This window comes from Curtobacterium sp. NPDC092190, from assembly GCF_044755625.1.
Lineage (GTDB): Bacteria > Actinomycetota > Actinomycetes > Actinomycetales > Microbacteriaceae > Curtobacterium.
Map to the genome: position 1 here is coordinate 411355 of NZ_JBIVRJ010000004.1, position 17047 is coordinate 428401.

Consider the following 17047-nt stretch of genomic DNA (forward strand, 5'->3'; position numbering starts at 1 on the left):
CGGGAGAGTTCGTGCAAGACGGCTCAAATGAGGACAGACCCACGCTCGTTGGGTGCCCATACTGAAGAAGCTTCGGCTGGTTGCCGGAGAAGAGCTCCGTCGTGCTCTCTGATCGCACGACGGCACTCGAGCGGCGCCTGGCGTCCAGCTTTCCCGGGCGTTGGCGCCGCTTTCCAACAGGACGCGCCGCTGTCAGCGAGGGTGGGTGAGCCGGTATATCCCGGATGGCACCATGACAGGGCGAACACTTGTGAGTGGCAGGCAGCCAAGTACGGACTCGACGTTCCGGCAAACGTTTCGCGCGGAGTGGAGCGCGGGCTGTCTGCTCTGGGTCTCGGGACTACCTGCGCGGCTACCGAGCGCCGAGTCGCGGTGATGTGCGGAGGGTAAGGCCGCAGTGGTGGGTAGTGAGAGTCACCGATCGGACCGTTCCGAATGGGTCGCCGTCGAGCTGAACGCGCTCCGGTGTGTCCAGGTCGAGGCGGAGGTTCCGTGCCCGGGTGGTGGGGAGTGCACGTGATCGTGGAAGGACCTTGGCGAGCACACGCCCGAAGCCGGTGCGGGCGAAGAACCGGTTGAGGGTGAGGGTGTAGCCGATTTTGGTCCACCCAAACCAGCCGTTGGGCCGGAACGCGACAGCGTCAAGGATGCCGTCATCGGGTTCCGCGCGCGGCAGAAGCAGGACGCCGGCGGTGAGGGTGCCGCAGTTGCCGACGATGATCGTGTGCGCCCGCATCGAGCGTGCTGGGCCGTTGTCCAGCCTGTAGCGGATGGGGATCTGACGGTTGCCGATCACGGACCGGGCGATGGGGTCGGAGTACGCCACCCAGCCGAAGCGCTTCTTGACCCAGGCGTTAGTGTCGGCGGCCATGCTCGCGTCGAGTCCGATGCCCGCCATGACGAGGAACACGTGTTCGCTTGTCGAATGGTCGGCGTGGGTCAGCTCCGCAAGTCCCAGATCGATCTGCCGGTCGGTGCCGGTGAAGACAGTGTCGATGACCGCGTCGACGTCGTTGCGGGGCAGGCCAAGGTTGCGGGCGAAGAGGTTCCCGGTGCCGGTCGGGAGAACTGCGACGGGGATTCCGGTGCCCCGGAGTTCTTCCGCGACGATTCGCAGTGTTCCGTCGCCGCCGACGGCGAGGATGACGTCGGGGGCGCTGCCGGCGGCTGCTCGTGCGGCGGCGCGGCCGCCGTCGCCAGCCGCTGTCGGGTACCAGCGCGTCGATCCCCACCCATGCCGGACGGCAGCCGCGTCGAGTACCCCCTGCAGTCGATGTTGGTCGGTCTTGGTCGGGTTGAGGACGACCGCGGCAGTGCGCACGGATGCGAGTGAGGGTGTTGCCGGGTTCAGTTGACGCGCCTGGCCTTGCGTCCGGCACGGCGGACTGCGCCGAAGATCAGGGTCCCGACGAACAGGACGATGCCGATGATCGCGAGCCAGAGCAGGCCCTTCAGTGCGAAGCCGACGATCGCGAGGATGACCCAGAGGGTGAGGAGGACGATGACGGTCTTCATGGTGATGCTTCCTGTCGGAGGTGGGAAGAGCGAGAGTGGGGTCAGTGGATGCGGAGCTCGGCGACCATCGGGCAGGCGAAGGGGTCGCGTGCGGCGAGACCGACCCGGTTCAGGTAGCGGACGACGATGCCGTACGACCGCAGCAGCGTCGTCTCGGTGTACGGCACGTCGAGCGTCTCGCAGTGGTCGCGGACCAGCAGGCGGGCCTGCTTCAGCGCCGGCCGCGGCATCGACGGGAACAGGTGGTGCTCGACCTGGTAGTTCAGGCCCCCCATCAGGAACGACACCCACCAGCCACCGCGGATGTTCCGCGAGGTCCGGACCTGTCGGGAGAAGAAGTCGACCTTGGCATCGTGGGCGATGGTCGGCATGCCCTTGTGGTTCGGGGCGAACGAGGCGCCCATCATCACGCCGAACACGGCGAGCTGCACACCGAGGAACGCGCACGCCATGCCGAACGGCAGGAACCAGAACACGACCGTCAGGTAGATGCCGAACCGGGCGACGAGCATGCTGCCCTCGAGCCAACGGTGCCGTGCGTCGGCCTTCGTCCCGGAGCCCGTCACGATCGACGTCACTGCGTAGCGGTGCAGGTTCAGCCCCTCGAGCGTGAGCAGCGGGAAGAACAGCCAGCCCTGGAAGCGCAGGAAGATCCGCATCAGCGGGCCCTTCGTCGCGGCGGCGTCCTCGGGCAGGAAGCGGATGCCGTCGGGCGCGATGTCGGGGTCCTTCCCGACGGTGTTCGGGTTGCCGTGGTGGCGGGTGTGCTTGTTCATCCACCACGAGTAGCTCAGGCCGACCATGAACGTGCCGAGCCACCGGCCCGCGTGGTCGTTCCACTTCTGCGACGCGAACACCTGACGGTGCGCGGCCTCGTGCGACAGGAACGCGAACTGGGTGAAGATGACCCCGAGCGCTCCGGCGACGATCAGCTGGAACCACGAGTCACCGAGGAACGCGAACGCCACCCAGGCCAGCGCGAGACCCGCGACCAGGCTGCCGAACAGGGACCAGTAGAAACCGGTGCGCCGACGGAGCAGGCCGTTCTCCTTCACCTGCGCCAGGAGCGCGGAGTAGGTCGACGTGCCGTTGCGGCTGCCCGGACCGGGTCGGGTCCGGGTGAAACCGGGAGCGAGCGGGGTGGTCGTCATCGAGGACCGACCTTCTGTGGTGAGCGATCCTTCGACCGATCCGGAGAGTTGACGCATCCGCGCTTGGTGCAACGCTACGGCCTCCGGATGCGTTCCACCCGTGAATGTTCGGCTGGGAATGCCGTGCAGCCGCTGTTTGCCATTTCCACGGCGAGGAGCGCGCGGCTCCTGCTGTCGAACAGGCCGAGCAGCCGGACGACACCGTCCTGCTGATGCGCCAGCGCTCGGAACCCGTCTCGCTGCGGCCGGACCCGACCGATCGAGTGCCCCTCGAGCGCGGCGACGGGCCAGCCCCAACGCCCGCGTGCTTGCAGTCGTGTCCTCATGTCACCACCCTCCTCGTACCCGGATGATGAGCAAAGAAGGGGTCCCTGGTCACGGCTGTTCGGAACCTGCACGCCGTCACCAACGGCGAGGAGGAGACTGCCGTCAGACGGTTCCGACCACGATGCTCGCAGCGGCGCACGCACCCTGGCGATCACCACCGTCGACGGAAGCAGTCACCATGACCGGCTCATCCACCACTGCAGACCAGCACCTCGCACTGACGAGCGTCGTTGCGTCCGGCCTCCCGACGACTCTCGGCACCGACGCAGCCGAACGGTTCTACGACGTTCCCGCCGTCTTCAATCGGCAACCCAACCCGCAGGAGATTGCGGCACTGGAAGGCTCAGGGAGTCACCACTCGCTGGAGCGTGCCGGCTACCGGGATGTGACCCTGGCCGTCCACGATCGGCGCTTGATCATCGGCAACACCAATCTCGGCCAGCTCGAACGCGGTCTCGCCACTGCCATCGCGAACCTGATCCAGGAGATCAGCACCGACGCCCTGACTGCCATGCGCCAGTCACGTGCTGACGCGCAGACCGCGCAAGATGCCCAGGTAGCTCGCGCCCAAGACATCACTCGCGCCGCCGAGCGCGTCCACTTCACTCCGGACAGCAGCAACGGTTCAACTGCTGGCTCTCCTGACCAGCCCGCCGCCTTTTGATCAGTTAGTCCCGGCATCGGCACAGTCCGGCTGACCGGGCAGCTGCGTACCCGAGTTCGTTCGGCCACCGCACATGGCACTGCGCAGTTTGAGTGCAAGTTTGTTTGATGAACGCCCCGTGTGAGCGCGTTGTGGCATCAGCTGGGCCAACGCCGCAAGTGAAGGAGAACCGCATGCCGGATTCAACGATGCACGTCACGCTCGATCCCGCAGGGGCCCTTCGGACGTTGGTCCTACAAGAGCCCGGTCATCCCGACATCACCCTCACACTCCGAGGAACTGCCCCGGAGACGTTGCAATACCACGGGCAGCTCTGGGCAACTACGCACCGTCGACTCCACCGCCCGATGGCGCGCAACGGCTACCAGTACGTGCACGTCCTACCCTCAGCAACTCATACCAACCAAAGCTGACATAAGATACATCATCGGCTTAATTCGCCGGAGTCTTCTGAAGGAAAGGGCTCGGGCTGCGCGACGGCGCCATGCGGGGAGATTCGCTAGCCACCTCCGGAGATGCGCCCCGTCTACTGATGAGAGTGTCTGACACGGTCCGGTAGGTGAAACCCCGAGACTGGACGCGTGAACTTCATCGACGGCTTTGCGTTTCGCGGCTTTCGCAGCTTCCCAAGTGGGAAGTCGGCGGAGCTCTACTCCCTGAGCAAGATCAACCTTGTCGCGGGGCAGAACAACGCAGGGAAGTCCAACGTATTACGCGTCATCGCGTCGACCTTTGCAGCGGAGCAAGCCGGTGAGTCGACGTGGGATCGCTCCGTCGGGGATGGCGAGCACCGGTACGTGCGATCGATTCACTACCCGGTAAACACAATCCTCTCTCGCAGTGAAAATCGGTTCCCCCGGGATCGCGACCGATCTGTCGGGACTCCTGACGAGTAGCTATGGGGGCTCGAATGGTGAAGACACCTACCGCGTGCTCGACTGGTTGATGAGGAAGCGCCCCAAGATTCCCTACGCGGTCGTAATCAGCGGGAATCGTTCTATTTCAGACGAGGACACTGCAGCGCCAGATCTCAACGGGCGCAGCATTAAGAGCCGGCTGCAGCAGCTGCAGAGCCCGGCAACGGATCGGCTGTCTGATCGCCAGACGTTTGAGCAGTTCCAGCAGTTTGTTCGCACCGTTCTCGATGATCCGACGCTAACCATTGATATTCCCTTTGATCCCCGACCCGTTCGGTCCGAGCAGCCCGATGGTGGTGCCGGCCGGGATGTCGAGACTGACGTCACGGAGCGCCCAGAAGTCCTCGCTGTGCCGTCGGCCGGCGCGGCCGAGCGTGACGACGCGCTCCTTGAGCGAGTTGTCCTTACGGATCGTGAACTTCTTGGAGACGTTCCGGACCTCGACCACGTTGGGTGCATCTGCGAACGGGGAGACGGTTGCCTGAGGCTCGGATCCGCTGCTGGTGACTTCCGGTGACGGTTGCATCGCTGCCACAGACTAGCTCTGCTGATCGAAACGGTGACGCGTTGCCCGCACTCCGAGCGCGACGCCGATCACCGTGGCGGTCCCCCACAGGAGGACGGCGGCTGCAATCCCCGCGTAACCGAGCGGGGTCACCGCACTTAGCGTGGCCAGACCTGCTTTCGACACTGCGAAGTGCGATGCCTCATAGGCGCTCTGGTACGCAACGCTCAATCCATACGCCGCGATGAGCGGTGCGCCCACCAGCGCGACCACAGCGACTCGTTGCCGGCGCTCAGCCGTAGTGGTGATCGCACGAGCAGCGAGCACCACGACAATCACAAGTGCCGTCACCGCAAGGTTCACCTGCCGCCCGTCACCTGCGAGGACCGAGTGGGCCGAGCGTGCAGCGACGACCCCGGTCAGTAGGGCCGCCCCAATGACGAGCGCCGCCCACAACAGCAGCGGCCACGCCCGGGTGAGGGCACGCTCGCGCCGCAGGAGCGCCCAACAGATGATGGCGAGGCTGCCGACGGTGAGGAACGCGATCAGTGGCGGCGTCAGCGCTGCTGCGTTCCGTCCGAATCCGCCCCAGAACAGTGAGCTGAGGCCACCCCATTGCGCGTCGATCACGTTGCCGAAGGTGTACTCCAGCGGCAGCGCTGTCGACACATCAGCCGTGCCAGCAACAACACGATGCACTGTACCGAGGTACTGCTGCAGCGCGCTCACGACGGCGACACCGCCGAAGACGAGGACAAGCCCGGCGTCGAGAGCTCGCCGGCGGGCATCCCGACCGGCGGCAATCCCGACACAGAGGAGCGCGAACACCGGGACGAGGAGACCGCTGGTGCTGACTACCGCCGCCAGCGCCGCGACTACCGCTAACCCGGCAGAGGTCCACCATGAGCGGTCACCGGTCCACATGCGGACTCCGAGCCACACCGCCACAGCGCTGAGCAGCGTCGGCAGCGCCAGCATGTTCGCCGTGCCACCGGTCTGCGCGAGCTGCGGAACCGCGAAGAGCAGCACCGGTGCGATCGCAGCGGTGAGCGGCGACAATGAGAACCGTCGAGCGGTCGCGAAGACCAGCGCCGGCAGCGGAGCCAGCAACACGACATTGATGATGCGCAGCAGCAGGACCGCTTCATCCCAGCGCAGGGATGCCCACCCTGACACCCGGAGCGCCAACGCGTTCACCCAGTACCCAGCTGCCGGGTTCTGCGACGCAGTGACGACGTCAGGTGCCTGACCCGGGTGCGCGCGAAGCAGCTCCGCGACGCTGCTGTGCGTCGACGCTGGCGTTGCGTACCCCTCCGACAGAATCCACCGTGTCGCGCTGAGCGCATGATGCTGACCGTCGGTCGGCCACCCGCCTCCGAGTGCGAGGCGGAACACCGCGTCGAGCGTGTTCGCCTCGGCAAGAGCGCCTCCCATTGGAAGCACCAGCGCCCACACCAGCATCAGCCCGACCCACGCGAACATCATCGCTACAAGCACCGTCGTGGCGGAGCCACGAAGCCGGAACCACTTCGACCCGCTGGGTCGGCGCGTATCGGCCGGTGCGCTCATACGGCCTCCCTTACAGGCAGTCGGCGGCTGTACAAGATCCCGACGGTGAGCCCGGCGATCGCGACGGCGACGCAGAACAGCGCCACACCGCCGGGAGCATTCGCTTGCTGAAAGAATGCGGCAAGACCGTTCGAGGTGATCGCAGTGGCGCGGTTCTCCCAGAACGTCCGGTAGTCGAACGCGATCCCGTAAAGCGCGATGAGACCGAAGGCCACCGACAGCCCCGTCGCGAGTGCGCTACGACCAGACTGCGTGCGTGGGAGTCGACGCCACGCCACGGCGCTGAGAGTGATCAAGGCGATCAGCGCGGGGAAGTAGTAGCGGCCCTGGGTGCCACCGACCACACCCATCTTCTGGTAGCCCGTCCATGCCTTCGTCGTTTCGATCAGGAGGAAGGTGACCGGAAGCACCGCGATCACCGCGATCGTCGGCAGGTCATCTCGGCGCCGGAAGGTGAACAGCACGATGACGCCGATCGCGAGGACCGTCCCGACCTCAACGAGGATCTGCGACATCGGGTACTGCGCGGTCCTGCCGGGACTCCCCCAAAACGTCTCCGACAGCCGCGTCCAGAGCGTCGCGACGTAGGTCGGAAAGTCCGGTCCCTGCCCGTCAGGGAACGGGATCGGCTTCCGGGACACGAACCCCTCGGGCTGGATTGCGCCGTACACCAGCAGGTTCCGCACCCACCACCAGGCTCCCGTTCCAGCTGAAACCGCCGCCGCAAGAGCTGTCCACAGGACCGCCGTGCGAAGCCCTCGAGCGCGGTACACGCCAACAAAGATCGCGATTGCGACGAACGGGATCACCGGAAGGGCCGTGCCCTTCATCCAGATCATCGCCGAAAGAACCACGCCGAGCAGCACCGTCGTGACCAGGCGGCTGTCCCCGGTCAGGACGCGAACCGCGAGCAGCGTCACCACCCCGCTCAGCAGCAGCACGGGAGCGTCATTGGTCACGGTCGACCCGACCACCGCGACCTGCGGGATGCCCAGGACCGCGGTCGCGGCAACAACCGCAGCACGAGGAGAACGAGTCAGACGCCGCACACTTGCCCAAGCCAGTAGCGGCAGTGCCGCCGTGCAGAGAATGCTGAGCAGCCGCATCGCCAGCACTGCGTGATCCCACCGCAGGTTCTCGAACCCAATCAGATGCAGGAAGCCGGCCTCGATGAAGTACCACGTCGGCGGATGCTGCGACATCTGGTTGATGACGGAGACGTTGGGTACCGCGGTGAAGGTGTGCAGCTGCCCCGGATACTGCTGCAGTAACTGTCCCCACGTCTGCCCCGACACCTGCTGCGGATCGGCGAACGCTGCAGCGGACGACGCCAGGAGATGCATGGTGCCCGCGTCCGGCCACGTGTAGCCAAGTGCGAGGTGGAGGACAGCGTCGACGTGCTGGACCTCATCCGCTGCCTGGAACAGCGGCGTGATGATCGCCCAACACAGCAACACCGCGAAAAACGCTGCAGTCAAGGACCCAACCACGGTCCACTCGCGGCCAGTGACCGGCGGGCGAACTGATGACTGGTCAGGCTCGATCACCGCGGGCCGAGAGGCGGCGGAAGGTTGCGGTGGTCGCTTCAAGGAGGAGTCTCGATCAGAAGGTGGAGAGCTCGCTGATCAGCCGGCCCCACCCGTTCCGGCGGCGGGCGAAATCAGACTACACGGACCCTCAAGAGCAGCTGCTAATCCAGGCTTCGGCGCAGGTTGCCGTCCTTCCAAGGCGAGCAGCAGCCATCATGGCTCTATGAGCGAAGCAACCGCGGAACCCTCCGTCCTCGACGTCATCGGTGGACTGAGCGGCGTGACACGCGCAATGATCATCCGCTCGCTCAGTGGGATGGCAACGCCTCGAGCAGCGGACGAGATCGCAGAGACGCTGAGCATCACCAAGGCTGCAGCGCAGGAGCACATTGACGCGCTGGTCGCCATCGGGGTGATGACTCGAACGCCCGCATCTGCCGCCACAGCGAGGCCGCTATATCTCATCGATACGGCAACGCTCACAACCCGCCTCGAGCAGATGCGCGCCTACCTCCTGAATGAGGAGCAGGTCGCGACGGGTCCGAGCGAAGCGCAGAGCAGTGCTCGTGGCGCTCTCAAGCGCCGACTTCCCCGCTTCGGCAAGGACACCTGAGCGGCCTAAAGCGGTCCACTACGAGGCTCGGTGATGAGCCTTCAGCTCACTGGTCCCTGCCGCGTCGACCCCAGAGCAGCCCCGTGAAGATAGCTCCGAGCAGCAGCACCAGACCAGCGGCGACGACAAGACCTGAGATGCCGCGGGTTGGTCCACCGAACGCCAGGGCGAAGCCAATGACCGCAGAGACGGCTCCGACGGCGCCAACCGCAAGTCGGAGCCAGCGCCGTCTCACCACGACACGAGCGTAGCTCGTTCGACTCGTTCGCCACCGGGCTAAGGTCGGGCTTCGCGCTTCGCTCGGCGCGCAGCCTTCTGCCGCTGAAGGTCGTTCAACGTGTCGTGTACCGACGCGAAGAAGCGCTCTCGCCCAGGGGTTCCTGAGAGCTCTCGTGCTTCGTTTCGTCGCCGAAGCCGATCAGCCAACGTCAGCGCGAGCGCACCGATGAGGGCAGCCAGCATCAGGCATACGGCAGCGAGAACGAGGTCCGCGGTCCTCTGCTGACCGTGTTCCGTAAGTGCGATGGCCAGCCAGATGGTCCCGAAAGCACCGAAGAGCAGGGCATAGGCCGCCGAGAGCGTTCGGACCGCCTCATTGCCTGCGGGCGTTGGGTACTGCTTGGCGTAGACCGCTGCGCTCTCCCGAACCACTCGGCTCAGTTCGATGCGCAGCGCTGTGTCGCTGTGCTCCGTGAAAAAACGGCTCGTCTCTCTCGTGCCGAGGGCTCCTCATAAGGCAGCTGCGTCAGCGCCACGTTCAGCGTAGCGACGGGCACTCGACGAGCGAACCCCCACGAAGGTCCCCACGATGCCCATCACCGTGCCCAAGATGCCGAAGATCGTTGCCATGACGATAAGGCCGGCCATGTCATGCCCTCCTGTGCGTCGGCGACGCTGGCTCCGGTCGGTTGCCCACAGTCATCAGTTAGCGATGGTGCGAACGTCAACGAACAGCCCTGGCGGCGGTGCCATGTACGGCAACGGCTCCCCCGGGTCCGTCGTGCCCGACGACTTGCCAAACGGACCCGCCGGGCTCATCAAGACGCCCATGTGGTGATCGGCGTGGTCGCGCCACCACACGCTCATCCCGGTCGCTCCGTCGTCGCGGTTCCCGCCGGTAGGTGACAACCAGGAACTCGCGCACGAACTCGTCGGCGGAGCCGTAGAACGTCTCCGGTTCCGACGGCAGCGTGTCCGCGTCGTCGACATCCTCCACGTGCCCGTCCCACTCCGCGACCATGCTCACCGTCCGTCCTCCGCCTCGAGCGGCTTGACCGTCGACGCGTTCAGCCACGGGTTGCCCTCAGCAGGCACGGTGGCGGTCGCAGCAGCCGTCGACGCGGTCCGTTCGACCCGCTCGCCGACGTCGTACGCCGCGATCGACGCCTTCACCTTGTCCGCGTCCGCACCCTCGTACCAGGGCGCCGTGCGGATCATCGACGACCGCAGGCCCGATGCCAGGAGGATCGCGCGGCCACGGGGCAGCTCGGCGAGTTCCGAGGTGTCGAGGATTCGCCGACGGTTGTTCTGCACATTGGTGGACCGGACGCCCTTGTTCATCGAGTACGACACCGTCTCGTGGTCGTAGTCACCGATCAGCTCCGACAGTTCCCGCAGCCACTCGGTCTCCTTCACACCTCCCAGGTACACGACCTCGTTGGCGGCGGAGAAGAGCTTGCGCATCCCGGCGAGGCTGAACACGTCGACGCCCTGCGACCAGGACTGGAAGATCGACATGATCGGGATCCCCCGCGACCCGTAGTGCGAGTACAGGTCCGGGAGGTCCTTCCACCGGCAGACATTCGCGGCCTCGTCGAGGATGCACAGCAGCGGCGTCTTGAGCCGGCCGCCGGGCTGCGTCTTGGCGAGCCGTTCCCCGGCCTCGACGACGGCGACGGTCAGCGCGGTCACCAGCGGCGCCGCGGTGCCCTCACCCTCCTTGGACAGCGAGTACAGCGTGTCCGTGCCCCGCACGAACTCGTCGTGGCTGAACTGCGGCCGACGATCGCCAGCCATGTTGCCGCCGAGCGGGGTCACCCACCGGCCGATGCGGCTGTTCTTCAAGCACGCCGCCATCTTCCGGGCGGTGCCGTAGACGCCGTCGCGCTGCTTCGGGGACGTGCGGGACTGGCTCTCGACGTCGTCCGCGATCAGGTCGTACTCGCCGCGGCGGAGCACGGACACCATCTCGCGGTTGTCGGGATCAGTCAGCCACGTGAACACGTCGGTGATCGGCCGGTTGTCCAGCGCCGCGGCGAGGAGCGTGCCGGCGAGGAGGTCCTTACCGGCCGGGTCGAAGAACGCATCGCCCTTGTCGCCGGGCTCCCGGGAGCCGGCGGCGAAGTGTCCGGCCAGCTTCGCGGCCGTGGTGTCGTCCGTGACGTACGAGAGCGGGTTCCACCACCACGTCGGCTGTTCGTCGACGACTTCCTGCGGGTCGAACACCCACGTCGTGCCGACCTCGTCACGGAGCTTCCGCGTCGTCTCGACCGCGTCGGACTTGTTCGACGTCGTCAGCAGCGGGCCCGGGGCGGCGAGGATCGCCGGGACGACCAGCGAGATCGTCTTCCCCACGCGGGGACCGGCGATACCGATCGTGACGTCCTCCCACGATGCGGAGAGCGCCCGCTGCAGCAAGCAGCATCCGAACGAAGTCGGCGTTCGAGAAGTCGTAGTGCGGCGATCGCCGGGTGTGTTGCATGGGCGATGCAGCGTGCGCGATGTTGGCCATGTCGGGCCCTGTGCGCGGTCGGGCCGGCCCGTCGGAGAAGGACGCCGGGTCGCGCCTCGATCGGCTACCGGACGGACAGTTGCGTGGACGCACGTCCTTCCGGGAGCACCCGCGGGCATCCGAACGCTTCGAGATCGCCAGCGATGCATGTTGCTGGCCCCGGCCGCACTCCCGCCCAACCACAGGCATCTGCGCCGAGCCGCTGCCCTGCGGCTGACGCCCGTTTCCAGCCAGAGTGCGTCCGACCCGAAGTCCGAGGCGCACTCGCCCCTTCCTCGAGTGTGCGCAGCGAAGCGCAAGCTGTCACGTCAGGCTCCGCCAACAGGCTTCGCCACTGCGATGCGCTGCTGAAGCTCCAGATCAGCGCGAGGGGATTCGAGAACTACAGGTGCAGGAGGACATCCTCCGTGTCACCGAGGCGCGTCGACCGGCGCTACCTGACGACCTGCGAGTGAAGAACGGGCTCGGGGCGGCGTGGGGCTCGCCGATCTGACGACTCTTGAGGAGTCAGGTGTTGATGGGTGGCGCGGTGACTCAGGGACGGTATTCGTCGCGCTTCTTGGTGTCCGTTGCGGGCGACGTTCCTGGCGGGGTTGCGCCCCCGGACCCGAGGGAGCTGAGAACGCCGAAGAGGGTTTGCAGCGCGAGGAGTGTGGTGCGTCCTATGGCTTTGAGGGCTCGCAGCATCGGGGTCTCCTACTGATTGTTCGCTGTGCCAGCCACCTTAGGCCCGTGTGCCTGTCCGGGGAAGATGCCGTCCGACCGGGGTACATGTTCTGTAGGTAGAAGCGCCTCTATCTAAGTACCCCAGCAGTTGAGTCAGACTCATCGAAACTGAAAGGGGGTTCAGATGCAACAAAGCAAGCGAGGCGCTCTTCTGGCCGGAGTGTCAACAGCTGTAGCTCTGGGTCTGATCATCGCGACGCCGCTTCAAGCCCAGGCAGCAACGAAGACGTACTTCAACGCCAAGACGTTCACGAATTCAATCCACGAGTCGGGAACGTACTCGACGGTGGGCGGATCAGTCTCAGTACCGGGCAGCATATTCGTGGCGCGCGCGACCGTTCGAAGCCACGCGTCCTACGAGGGCTACGGAACCGTCAACTACACCGTTCCGAAGCAGAAGACCGGTACGTACTGCCAGTTCCGAATGCCGAGCGGTGGCACAGCGGACAACATTTCGCTGACCTGCAAAGTCAAGTACTGAGGGGGAACCATGAAGAAGTCAACAAAGAACTCCATGGCCGTGTCCGCAGTCGTGCTCGGCATCGCCGGCGCGATCGCGTTCGCAACCGGAGCAACCGCGGCAACCGAGGCGGCGCCCGCGCCGCAAGCGGCCGTCAAAGCCGACGCCGCGAAGTGGTCCAAGTCGCTGAACGTGTTGTCAAAGGTCAGCACGCCGGCGGATGCAACTCCGCTCGGCCAGACCGAGCTCTTCGACGCGTCCACGAGCCGGCTCGTGTCCTCCACGTCTGAGGCTCGCTACTGGGCGGCGCTGAACAACCATGGCGAGGTCTGTCTGGTGGCCGCTGTCGCGTCCGACGAGCCCGAGCCGTACGTCGGCGTGACCTGCGGGTCGAAGACACTGCTGACCGAGCACGGTGTCGGCATCCAGGTCGTCACAAAGGCGACCGCGGTTCGCGCCTACCTGGTGCCGGACAAGGTGAAGACGGCAAAGGCGCCTGCGTCGATTGCTTCAGCAGCGGAGAAGGCGGCCGGGAACGACAACGTCGTCCTCGTCGACCCGTACGCCCCGGCTGCGCAGTCAAAGCAGCGGCTCCTCGCCACGACGGCTTCGCAGGGCAGCGACGTGCAGCTGCTGCCGTTCGAGACGCCTGACCCGAGCGAGCTGGACTGATCGGGATGCGCACGCTGAAGAAGACCGCGTTCGGCAGCGTCCTCGCCGCGGCTGCTGCGCTGCTGATGGTGTTCACGGAGCCGATGACGGCACAGGCGGTGACGTACTCGTCGTACTACTCCGGGGGTTCGTTCCGGAACGAGGTTCACCACTCGGCTCGGAAGACGTTCCGCTACTCGAACATGAAGCTCCAGCTGGACTTCCTCACGGCCAAGATCACTGTCTCGTACGGACCGGCAGGGTCCACGAGCGGGATGGGGCACGCAGCGACGGACTTCGGGAAGAACGTCGCGAGCGCTCAGGTGTACTGCCAGTGGAACTACCCCACCGGTACCGGCCTCGGCGCGGGGACGTACTACAAGTCCTGCTCGACGGGGAAGTAGGCAGTTCGGAGGAAGGCCCAGCGGGGTGTCACTCTCAGGGTGGCACCCCATTGGGCTGTCCAGCTGCAGCACCGCCTCGTCCGGTCGTCCTGCCTGCCTGCCCGGTGCGCTCCGTGCACCGACGTCGTGCTCGAGACCCTTCGTGCGCAACAGCGCGGAGGTGAACTGCGGGTCGGGGCCCTCGGCGACGAACTCAGCAGCGAAGAGCAGCTCGAGCAGGCCCTGCCTCGGTTGCACCGGCGGTCGACCACATCGTTCGCGTGACCGAGGGTGGAGGTGACGAGCGACGCACCGGTGGTGCTACCTCAGACGCGAGCACTTCCTCTTCGGTGAGGACGGTGTCGATGCGGAGGCCGCGCGAGCGCGTTTCGGACGCATCGACGTTGGGTTCGAGCTCGTTCTCGTCGTCATGGTCGCCCCGAGCGTCGTCCGTGACGCGGCCACTCCCTCGATCGAGGAGGGTGTCGAGTCGTCGTCTGGCGCTGCGACGCACGAGATCCGGGTGAGCACGGCATCCCCCTCGAAGCTCTCGACCCCACCGGCCCACACGGTGAGGGGCTCGTCGGCGTGGAGGTCGACGGAGACCACGAGGTCGTGCGGGTTGCCGAGCCGGCCGTAGTCGTCGAACACGGAGAACTGCACGTCCGCCGACGGGCAGTCCCGGTCCGGGATGAGATCGAACCCGATGCAGCCGAGGCTCCAGCACCCCTCGGGTTGTGCCTCGTGGTCCTGCGTGGGGAACCAGGTCGCGACGTGGTCGTCGATCTCCGGCCGCGGCCGACACCCGGCGGCCTCGATGCCGCTCCACTGCTCCGATGCGACCGAGGCCAGGAACGCGGGGGTCCCGGGCCGGACGCGGACCGACCGCTCCTGGGTACGCGTGACCGGCCCGGTCTCGCTGTCCGCGAAGCCGATCGTCACGTGCAGGTCGCACTCGATCGAGGCGACGATGCCCCACGCCAGGCAGTCGGAGTCGCCCATGGCCGCTTCGCAGACCGCTGCCCACGCGTCCTCCTCGTCGAACTGCGCGATGCGCACGGCCCCGCGTTCGACGGCGAACGGTGCGACGGGGAGACCGCGCGCGCCGCGAGGTGCGCCACCGGTCGGTGTCGACGTCGTGGTCGGTGTGGGCATCGGCAGGGGTTCGGCGGCCGCGTCCTGGAGGACCGCCTGAGGCCGGTCCGGCTCGAGCGTCGGGATCACCCAGCTGCCGACCCCGGCCACGAGCGCCAGGACCGAGAGGCTCGCACCGAGCCACAGCGCGCCCCGTCTGGCGCTGCGCACGTCGGCGACGGAGACGGTCGGGCGCCACGCCGGTGTCCGAGCGGAGCGGTCGTCCTGCGCACCGATCGCCAGTGCCGTGTCGACGGCGAGGTCCCACCAGCGGACGGTCGCCACGAGGTACAGCCCGCCACCGCCGACGATCGGGAGCGCACCGAGGAGGGCGACGAGACCCGATCCGACCACGGTGAGCAGGACGCCGCTGACCACGAGACCGAGACCGACCCAGCGCGCCGCCTCGAGCGACCCGCCTGTCCGCATCTGCGCCCGCACGACGTGCACGGACGTCCTCGTCGGCAGGTGCTCCACGCGGCGAGGCTACTGAGGCGGCCCGGGCCACCGCAGGCCCCTGTTCGGGCCGGACCGGACGCCTGTCGGCTCGCCACTGCCGGACGGGAGGCGCGGGGGCAGCCCGCCCCGCGCCTCCCGTCCGGCCGTCGTCACGTCGAGTCGCCCGCCGTCTTCCGCCGCCCCCGCCCCGCCGACCGCGGCGGGTGCTGCCGCAGGTGCCCGCTGATCCGCCCGAGGACGTCCCCCAGCTGCGCGGCGTCGTCGTCGCTGATGTGCGCGAACAGCAGTCCGTGCACCGTCGCGATGTGCCCGGGCAGCACGGTGGCGAGCGCGTCGCGCCCGGCGTCGGTGAGGGAGACCACGGTGCTCCGTTCGTCGTCGGGTGACGGTCCCCGCGTGACGAGCCCGCGCTGCTCGAGCACCTGTGCCTGGTAGGTCAGTCCGCTGCGGCTGTAGACGACCCCGTCCGCCAGGTCGGTCATCCGCAGCCGCCCGTCCGGCGCATCGCCCAGCCGGGCGAGCAGCTGGAACTGCACGTAACTGAGCTCGCCGGCGTCGCGGAGCTGCTGCTCGACGGCCGGGCGCAGCAGGGCCGCGACCTCGGTGAACGACAGGTACGCGCCGAGCTGGGTCGGGGTGAGCGCCGACGGGGGAGAGACCATGACCCGATCCTACCTGTTGCTTCGAACTCGAAGCAGGTGTACGGTCAACCTATCGCTTCGAATTCGAAGCAAACGATGAAAGGGAAGACGATGAACGAGGACACCATGCGGGCAGTGCGGTTCCACGAGGTCGGCGGTCCAGAGGTCCTGCGGATCGAGGACGTCGAGCGCCCGGCACCGGGTGCGGGCGAGGTGCTGCTGCAGGTCACCGCCTCCGCCTACAACGCCGCCGACAACGGCATGCGCGGCGGGTTCCTGCCGATCCCGGTCCAGCTGCCGCACGTGCCCGGCTACGACGTGTCCGGCACGGTCGCCGCGCTGGGCGAGGGCGTCGACGGCCTCGCCGTGGGCGATGCGGTGGTCGGGTTCCTGCCGATGGAACGCGACGGCGGTGCCGCCGAGTACGTCGTCACACCCGCGGAGGCACTGGTCGCCGCCCCGACGAGCGTCCCGCTGGTGGACGCCGCGGCACTCCCGTCGGTGGCGCTGACGGCATGGCAGGCACTGTTCGACGAGGGTCGCCTCGAGGCGGGCGAGCGCGTGCTGATCAACGGCGCCGGTGGCGTGGTCGGGAAGTACGCGATCCAGCTCGCCGTCCGTGCCGGCGTGCACGTGGTCGCCACCGCGAGCCCGCGGAGCGCCGACGCGGTCCGCGCCGCGGGGGCCCAGCAGGTGATCGACCACACCACGACCGACGTCCTGGCGGCGGTCGACGAGCCGGTCGACGTGCTGCTGAACCTCGCGCCGATCGAGCCGGAGCAGTTCCGGGCGCTCGTCGCCGCCGTGCGTGACGGCGGGGTCGTGGTGAGCACCACGGCGTTCATGGCGACGCCGGACGACGAGTCCCGGGGCGTCCGCGCCGCCACGGTGTTCGTCCTGCCGGACCGCGGGCGCCTGGCCGAGCTCGTCGCGCTCGTCGACGCCGGGCAGCTGACGGTCGAGGTCACCCGGCGCATCCGGCTCGAGGACCTCCCGGCGCTGCACGCCGCGGGCGCGGCCGGGCGGATCGCCGGCAAGGTCGTCGTCACCGTCTGAGGGACGACGACCGCCG

At 67.2% G+C, this 17047-nt stretch carries 18 protein-coding genes; 7 read left to right on the forward strand and 11 right to left on the reverse strand.

Annotation, left to right across the window (positions count from 1 at the left end; translation table 11 throughout):
- Positions 1-352: 352 nt before the first annotated feature.
- From ACIQFY_RS12690 to ACIQFY_RS12700, 3 genes are read right to left on the reverse strand one after another with little or no spacing between them, the layout of a single operon-like run.
- Positions 353-1321 carry a diacylglycerol kinase family protein gene (locus ACIQFY_RS12690; RefSeq protein WP_326497134.1) on the reverse strand — a complete coding sequence of 323 codons (969 nt, stop codon included), beginning with the start codon at positions 1319-1321 and terminating at the stop codon, positions 353-355.
- Between the two features lie 26 nt (positions 1322-1347).
- Positions 1348-1515, reverse strand: a complete 168-nt coding sequence (locus tag ACIQFY_RS12695) for a hypothetical protein (protein WP_224442027.1) — start codon at positions 1513-1515, stop codon at positions 1348-1350.
- Positions 1516-1556: 41 nt separating this feature from the next.
- Positions 1557-2666, reverse strand: coding sequence for a fatty acid desaturase family protein (locus ACIQFY_RS12700; protein ID WP_400340344.1), 1110 nt, complete (start codon positions 2664-2666; stop codon positions 1557-1559).
- Positions 2667-3171: 505 nt separating this feature from the next.
- On the opposite strand from ACIQFY_RS12700, the gene ACIQFY_RS12705 reads away from it, so the two are divergent.
- Together ACIQFY_RS12705 and ACIQFY_RS12710 are read left to right on the forward strand one after the other, a co-directional pair.
- Positions 3172-3657, forward strand: coding sequence for a hypothetical protein (locus ACIQFY_RS12705; protein ID WP_400340345.1), 486 nt, complete (start codon positions 3172-3174; stop codon positions 3655-3657).
- Between the two features lie 581 nt (positions 3658-4238).
- A complete protein-coding gene (locus tag ACIQFY_RS12710) occupies positions 4239-4553 on the forward strand; it encodes a hypothetical protein (protein ID WP_400340347.1) in 315 nt (104 codons plus the stop codon).
- Positions 4554-4812: 259 nt separating this feature from the next.
- Here ACIQFY_RS12710 and ACIQFY_RS12715 read toward each other — a convergent pair whose 3' ends face one another.
- The 3 genes from ACIQFY_RS12715 to ACIQFY_RS12725 form a co-directional block, all read right to left on the reverse strand.
- The gene (locus ACIQFY_RS12715; RefSeq protein ID WP_326497277.1) at positions 4813-5022 is read right to left on the reverse strand and encodes a hypothetical protein; all 210 of its coding nucleotides are present in this window, start codon (positions 5020-5022) and stop codon (positions 4813-4815) included.
- Between the two features lie 90 nt (positions 5023-5112).
- Complete coding sequence (locus ACIQFY_RS12720) at positions 5113-6648, reverse strand: hypothetical protein (RefSeq protein WP_326497276.1); 1536 nt, start codon at positions 6646-6648, stop codon at positions 5113-5115.
- On the reverse strand, positions 6645-8126 hold the full coding sequence (locus ACIQFY_RS12725; RefSeq protein WP_400340349.1) for an ArnT family glycosyltransferase: 1482 nt from the start codon (positions 8124-8126) through the stop codon (positions 6645-6647). The genes ACIQFY_RS12720 and ACIQFY_RS12725 overlap by 4 nt, the downstream gene beginning before the upstream one ends.
- 274 nt (positions 8127-8400) lie before the next feature.
- Here ACIQFY_RS12725 and ACIQFY_RS12730 point away from each other — a divergent pair, with 274 nt between their 5' ends.
- Positions 8401-8790: a hypothetical protein gene (locus ACIQFY_RS12730; RefSeq protein WP_326497274.1), complete on the forward strand. Its 390-nt coding sequence runs from the start codon at positions 8401-8403 to the stop codon at positions 8788-8790.
- A gap of 729 nt (positions 8791-9519) precedes the next feature.
- Here the strand turns inward: ACIQFY_RS12730 and ACIQFY_RS12735 are convergent.
- The 3 genes from ACIQFY_RS12735 to ACIQFY_RS12745 are packed head-to-tail and all read right to left on the reverse strand — an operon-like array spanning position 9520 to position 11427.
- A complete protein-coding gene (locus ACIQFY_RS12735; protein ID WP_400340390.1) occupies positions 9520-9708 on the reverse strand; it encodes a MotA/TolQ/ExbB proton channel family protein in 189 nt (62 codons plus the stop codon).
- Between the two features lie 3 nt (positions 9709-9711).
- Positions 9712-9999, reverse strand: coding sequence for a DUF4913 domain-containing protein (locus ACIQFY_RS12740; RefSeq protein ID WP_400340351.1), 288 nt, complete (start codon positions 9997-9999; stop codon positions 9712-9714).
- Positions 10000-10032: 33 nt separating this feature from the next.
- Positions 10033-11427, reverse strand: coding sequence for a type IV secretory system conjugative DNA transfer family protein (locus tag ACIQFY_RS12745; protein ID WP_400340353.1), 1395 nt, complete (start codon positions 11425-11427; stop codon positions 10033-10035).
- 944 nt (positions 11428-12371) lie between these two features.
- Between ACIQFY_RS12745 and ACIQFY_RS12750 the strand changes: the two genes are divergently transcribed.
- The 3 genes from ACIQFY_RS12750 to ACIQFY_RS12760 are packed head-to-tail and all read left to right on the forward strand — an operon-like array spanning position 12372 to position 13762.
- Positions 12372-12728, forward strand: coding sequence for a hypothetical protein (locus tag ACIQFY_RS12750; RefSeq protein ID WP_326497272.1), 357 nt, complete (start codon positions 12372-12374; stop codon positions 12726-12728).
- Between the two features lie 9 nt (positions 12729-12737).
- Positions 12738-13379, forward strand: a complete 642-nt coding sequence (locus ACIQFY_RS12755) for a hypothetical protein (RefSeq protein ID WP_400340355.1) — start codon at positions 12738-12740, stop codon at positions 13377-13379.
- Between the two features lie 5 nt (positions 13380-13384).
- Positions 13385-13762 carry a hypothetical protein gene (locus ACIQFY_RS12760; RefSeq protein ID WP_326497270.1) on the forward strand — a complete coding sequence of 126 codons (378 nt, stop codon included), beginning with the start codon at positions 13385-13387 and terminating at the stop codon, positions 13760-13762.
- A gap of 300 nt (positions 13763-14062) precedes the next feature.
- Here ACIQFY_RS12760 and ACIQFY_RS12765 read toward each other — a convergent pair whose 3' ends face one another.
- Both ACIQFY_RS12765 and ACIQFY_RS12770 read right to left on the reverse strand, forming a co-directional pair.
- Positions 14063-15352, reverse strand: coding sequence for a hypothetical protein (locus tag ACIQFY_RS12765; protein ID WP_400340357.1), 1290 nt, complete (start codon positions 15350-15352; stop codon positions 14063-14065).
- Between the two features lie 131 nt (positions 15353-15483).
- The gene (locus tag ACIQFY_RS12770) at positions 15484-15996 is read right to left on the reverse strand and encodes a MarR family winged helix-turn-helix transcriptional regulator (RefSeq protein ID WP_400340358.1); all 513 of its coding nucleotides are present in this window, start codon (positions 15994-15996) and stop codon (positions 15484-15486) included.
- Positions 15997-16101: 105 nt separating this feature from the next.
- Between ACIQFY_RS12770 and ACIQFY_RS12775 the strand changes: the two genes are divergently transcribed.
- Positions 16102-17031, forward strand: a complete 930-nt coding sequence (locus ACIQFY_RS12775) for an NADP-dependent oxidoreductase (protein WP_400340392.1) — start codon at positions 16102-16104, stop codon at positions 17029-17031.
- The last annotated feature ends 16 nt before the right edge of the window (positions 17032-17047 follow it).